This is a genomic window from Stenotrophomonas sp. 05L44_2 (assembly GCF_056665995.1).
Genome location: NZ_JBFTNR010000485.1, coordinates 1 through 5653 on the forward strand (window position 1 = coordinate 1; position 5653 = coordinate 5653).

Sequence of the window (5653 nt, forward strand, 5' to 3'; positions counted from 1 at the left end):
ACTCCAGGCAGGGAGGGAACAGCGGGGCCTGCGATTGTAAGCGGGCTGGAGGGCCCGGGCGACCGCAGCGGAAGGGGCTTGGGCATTGCGCTGTGGCATGATGTGCTGGCGCGCCTGCGTGTGTAATCCGCAGCGGTGTTGGGCAGCGACTCCATTCCCGGAATATCCGGAAGTGTGACCCGCTTCCTTGCAACTCTGAATTGTTTATATTCAGAAACCTAAAGCCCTCCCCTGCGCGGCCGATACGCCCTGTCCATACAGGGGAAAATCCGCGTGACCCATTCGCACCAAGCTTCGCCGGCAATGACGCTGGCACCGCGTCGCACTTCCGGCGCCTCCCGTACTCTTTCCACCAGTCTGCTGGCCCTGGCGATCGGCCTGGCCATGAGCGGCCCCACCACGGCGATTGCTGCGACGGTCACCGTGCGCGATCCGAGCCAGCTCGATGGCAACTGGTATGTGCCGGGTGCGTGGAGCAACGGCGATCCGAACCTGACTGTCGAGAACCACGCCTACATCGACAGCGTGACCCCGGTCGTGGTGGATGCGATCAGGGCTGATTCGTGGCGCGTGGACATCGGCCATGGCGGCAGCGGCGAGCTGTTCATCCAGAACGGCGGCGTACTGGAAAGCACTGCCATCTTCATTGCGACGCTGGCCGGCTCGACCGGCAAGGTCACCGTGACCGGCGCCGGTTCGCAGTGGATCGGCAACAACAGCATCGGCGTCGGCCATGAAGGCAGCGGCTTCCTGGACGTGCTTGATGGCGGCCAGGTGATCAACGCCCAGGGCACGTGGGTGGCCTCGGAAATGGGCAGCAGTGGCGTGCTGACCGTGTCCGACAAGGATTCGCGCTTTGCCACCGACCAGATCCACGTGGGCGCGCAGGGCATGGGCACGGTGAACGTGCGTAACGGTGGCAGCTTCCAGACCGGCATCGCCCGTCTGGGCAGCTACAGCAGCGTGGCCCGCGGCGAAGCCACGGTGACCGGCAAGGATTCGAGCTGGTTGAATAGCAGTGACCTGCTGATCGGCGTTTCCGGCACCGGCACGATGACCGTCGCCGACGGCGCCACGCTGACCGTGCAGGGCAGCACCCTGCTGGGCCAGCAGCGGCACACTCCGGGCGTGCCCGATGGCGTGCTGGTGCTGACCGGCGCGGGCACCACCGCCACCACCGGCTTCATCGCCGTGGGCCAGAACGCGGTGGCCGAACTGAATGTCTTCGACGGCGCCGCACTGACCGCAGGCAACGTGGGCGTGGGTGAGAACACGCAGGGCGAAGGCAGCTTCCGCGTGGCCGACGCTGGCAGTTCGGCCAGCATGGGCCGCCTGACCGTCGGCAATCAGGGCAACGGCAGCGTGTCGGTGTATGACGGCGGTGCGCTGACGGTCAACGACGCGCTGGGCCTGGCCGGCGCCAGCGGCAGCCGTGGCTCGCTGACCATTGGTCGGCAGGGCACGTTGAACCTGGCCGGCGGCCTGATCTACCAGGGCGCCGGCACGGCCAACGTGCTGATTGCCGATGGCACCCTGCACCTGACCAGCAAGGCCTTCACCAGCAACGTTGAAATGGCGCTGGACGGTGTCGCCACGGTGGACACCGACCAGGTCGATGCGATGTTCAGCGGCCGCCTGACCGGCACCGGCGCACTGCGCAAGACCGGCAGCGGCACGCTGACCACCCATGCCAACAACAGCTACAGCGGCGGTACCCGCATTGAACAGGGCACCCTTGTGCTGGCTGGCAACGGTGCGATCCGTGGCGCGGTGGACGTGGCATCGGGCGCGACGCTGCAGCTGCAGCGCAATGGCCAGACCCTGTTCAACAACGTGCTGTCCGGCGCGGGCGATGTGGTCAAGCTGGATGCGGGCCTGCTGAGCCTGTCGGGCGACAGCAGCGGCTTCACCGGTACCACGCGCGTGCAGGCCGGCGCGCTTGACGTGCATGGCCGCCTGGGCGGCCTGGCCGACCTGGGCACTGGCACCGAGCTGAGCGGTGACGGCCAGCTGGGCAACGTCGTCATCCGCGACGGCGCCACCCTGGCACCGGGTTCGGCCACGGCCTTCGGCATGCTGTCGATGACCGGCAGCCTGCTGATGGAGAACGGCTCGCGCTACCTGGTGGACCTGGGCGCCGATGGCGCCGGCGACCGCGTGCAGGTGGGCGGCGGCGCAACGCTGCAGGGTGGCAACACGGTGGCCATCGCCAGCGAGGGTGACTGGCAGCCACGCAGCCGCTACACCATCCTGAGCGCGACGCAGGGCGTGCAGGGCACGTTCTCCGGCGTGAGCAGCACGCTGGCCTTCCTGACCCCCACGCTGGACTACGACGCCAGCAACGTCTACCTGACCCTGGCCCGCAACGATATCGCCATGCCGGATATCGATCTGGCCTTCCCCGATGTGGTGGTGAACCCCAACCAGAAGGCGGTGGCCGGCGCGGTGGAAGCGCTGGGCAATGGCAACGCCGTGTATGAGGCGGTGGTACGGCTGGACCTGGCCGAGGTGGTGCCGGCCTTCGACAGCCTGAGCGGCGAGATCCATGCCGCGCACCGCGGCGCACTGCTGCAGAACCGCTTCCTGCACGAGGGCATCGACCGCCATCTGGACGGTGCCACGATGGGTGCCGAGATCGCCCCGGGCGTGCACGCCTGGATCGGCGGCAACGCCGGCCAGCGCCGCACCGATGCCGGCGCGGACAACACCGGCCTGCGTTCGTCGCAGCACGGCGTCATGGCCGGTGCCGGCTGGCGCCTGGGTGAATCGCTGGAAGTGGGCGTGGCCGCCGGCCAGCAGCAGCTGGTCAGCCGCCTGGCCCAGCGCGATGCACGCAGCGAAACCGACAGCACCGAGTACGGCGTGTACGGCCAGTACCGCTGGCAGGGCCTGAGCCTGCGTGCAGGTGTCAGCCGTGCCGACTACCGCACCGACAGCACGCGCACGGCACAGGTCGGCACCCGCCTGGACGAAGGCCTGTCCGCCCGCGAGGACGCCACCGGCACGACCGCGTTCCTGCGTGCCGGCTGGACCTTCGGCGGCGCGCGCCTGCAGCTGACCCCGGAAATCGAAGTGGCCCAGGTGCGCCTGGAAAGCGACGGCAGCCAGGAACACGGCGGCCACAGTGCCCTGCAGTGGAACAGCGGCAGCGCACGTTACCGCACCGGCCTGGCCGCGCTGCGCGCGGACTGGGACATCAGCGGTGGCCAGCGTGATCGTGCGGCGCTGACCGCGCGCGCAGGCTGGCAGGTGGCTGGCGGCGATCGCCTGCCGCACGACCGACAACAGCCGCGTGGCGCTGCAGATGCAGGGCCGCCGTGGCGATGGCCAGCGCGATGTGGGGGCGCAGCTGGACTGGTCTGTGGCGTTCTGACCGGGAGGTTGGCCGGTTGAATGAAGAAGGGCGCCTTGTGGCGCCCTTCTTTTTTTTTTCCGATCAGGTCAGAGCCCTTTCCGTTGGAAAGGGATCCGACCCCGGCGCTGCATCAACGGTTGTTGATGATGTAGTCGGCGATGATGCCGGTTGCCACGGCCACCAGCAGCATGTTGCCGCGGTCATCGCGGATCCAGTGGTGGCCGGACGGCGGGCGGCGCAGGTGGTAGCGCGGGTAGTCGTTCACCACGTAGATCGGGCCGCGGTAGTAATCGCGGTAGCGGTGGCCGCGCTGCCAGCCATAGCCATAGCCGGGCCGGTAGCCCGGGCTGTRGACCACGCGCGGCGGCGGCGGTGCCGGGCGGTAGTAGCCATGGTCGTAGCGGCGGTCGTGGCGGTAGTCACGGCGCGCTTCACGGCGGTCGCGTTCCCAGTCGCGACGGTCGTGGCGCCACTCGCGGCGATCTTCGCGCCATTCTCGGCGGTCGTGGTCGCGACCACGGTGATCGTTGTCGGCGAAGGCCGGGGCGATGGCGCCCAGCGCCAGTACAGAGGCCACGGCGCCGGCCATGAGTCGATGGATGTGCATGGGAGACCTCTGCTGGGTGGGTGGTGAGCCCATATTGCGCATTCGATCTGAACCGTTTCCGGCTGGAAACGCTTCCCGCTGCGGGACTGTGACGGCCCATTCAGTCCTCGGCCAGCCCCGGGCGCTGCGGACGGCGCGGGGCGTAAGCGGTTCCGGCTATAATTGGGGGTATTCCATTCAGTCTGTGCCCGCTGCCGCAACGGGAAGTTCCCCGTGACGGACCGGGCGCAGGGTCGCGCCTACGGAGACCTCATGTCCTCGCAATACATCTACACCATGAACCGCGTGTCCAAGGTGGTCCCGCCCAAGCGGCAGATCATCAAGGACATCTCGCTGTCCTTCTTCCCGGGCGCGAAGATCGGCCTGCTGGGCCTGAACGGCGCCGGCAAGTCCACCGTGCTGAAGATCATGGCCGGCGTGGACACCGATTTCGAGGGCGAAGCCCGTCCGCAGGCCGGCATCAAGGTTGGCTACCTGGCGCAGGAACCGGAGCTGGACCCGACCAAGACCGTGCGTGAAGCGGTTGAAGAAGGCGTGGGCGAAGTGCTGCAGGCACAGGCTGCGCTGGATGCGGTCTACGCCGCCTATGCCGAAGAAGGCGCCGATTTCGACGCGCTGGCCAAGGAACAGGAGCGCCTGGAGGCGATCCTCGCCGCCGGCGATGCGCACACGCTGGAAAACCAGCTGGACGTGGCCGCCGATGCGCTGCGCCTGCCGCCGTGGGATGCCATCGTCGGCAAGCTGTCCGGTGGTGAAAAGCGYCGYGTGGCSCTGTGCCGCCTGCTGCTGCAGAAGCCGGACATGCTGCTGCTCGACGAACCRACCAACCACCTSGACGCCGAGTCGGTGGAATGGCTGGARCAGTTCCTGGCGCGCTACACCGGCACCGTCGTGGCGGTCACCCATGATCGCTACTTCCTGGACAACGCCGCCGAGTGGATCCTGGAACTGGACCGTGGCCGCGGCATTCCGTGGAAGGGCAACTACACCGACTGGCTGACCCAGAAGGATGAGCGCCTGAAGCAGGAAGACAACCAGGAAAAGGCTCGCCAGAAGGCGATCCAGAAGGAACTGGAGTGGTCGCGCCAGAACGCCAAGGGCGGCCGCACCAAGGGCAAGGCCCGTCTGGCCCGCCTGGAAGAGCTGCAGTCGGTCGATTACCAGAAGCGCAACGAGACCAATGAAATCTTCATCCCGCCGGGCGAGCGCCTGGGCCAGGCGGTGATGGAATTCAAGAACGTCWSCAAGAAGTTCGGCGACCGCCTGCTGWTCGACAACCTSARCTTCCTSGTGCCSKCSGGCGCSATCGTCGGCATCATCGGCCCSAACGGYGCCGGYAAGTCGACSCTGTTCAAGATGATCACCGGCCAGGAAAAGCCGGACACCGGCGAGATCGTGGTCGGCCCGACCGTGCAGCTGTCCTACGTGGACCAGAGCCGCGACGCGCTGGAAGGCAACCACAGCGTGTTCCAGGAAATCGCGGGCGGCCTGGACATCCTCAACATCAACGGCATCGAGATCCAGTCGCGCGCCTATMTSGGCCGCTTCAACTTCAAGGGCCAGGACCAGCAGAAGATGGTCGGTTCGCTGTCCGGTGGTGAGCGTGGYCGCYTGCACMTGGCCAAGACCCTGCTGCAGGGTGGCAACGTGCTGCTGCTCGACGAACCGTCCAACGATCTGGACATCGAAAC

Annotated in this window: 3 protein-coding genes; 2 read left to right on the forward strand and 1 reads right to left on the reverse strand. The window is 67.4% G+C overall.

Annotation, left to right across the window (positions count from 1 at the left end; all coding sequences use genetic code 11):
• Window positions 1-273 precede the first annotated feature (273 nt).
• On the forward strand, window positions 274-3393 hold the full coding sequence (locus AC1VAN_RS16140; protein WP_480986183.1) for an autotransporter domain-containing protein: 3120 nt from the start codon (window positions 274-276) through the stop codon (window positions 3391-3393).
• Between the two features lie 92 nt (window positions 3394-3485).
• Here AC1VAN_RS16140 and AC1VAN_RS16145 read toward each other — a convergent pair whose 3' ends face one another.
• Entirely contained in the window at window positions 3486-3962 is a 477-nt protein-coding gene (locus tag AC1VAN_RS16145; RefSeq protein WP_480986184.1) for an RcnB family protein, read from the reverse strand.
• Between the two features lie 252 nt (window positions 3963-4214).
• On the opposite strand from AC1VAN_RS16145, the gene ettA reads away from it, so the two are divergent.
• Window positions 4215-5653, forward strand: a 1439-nt coding sequence (gene ettA, locus AC1VAN_RS16150; protein WP_480986185.1) for an energy-dependent translational throttle protein EttA, incomplete at its 3' end; no start/stop codon positions are given.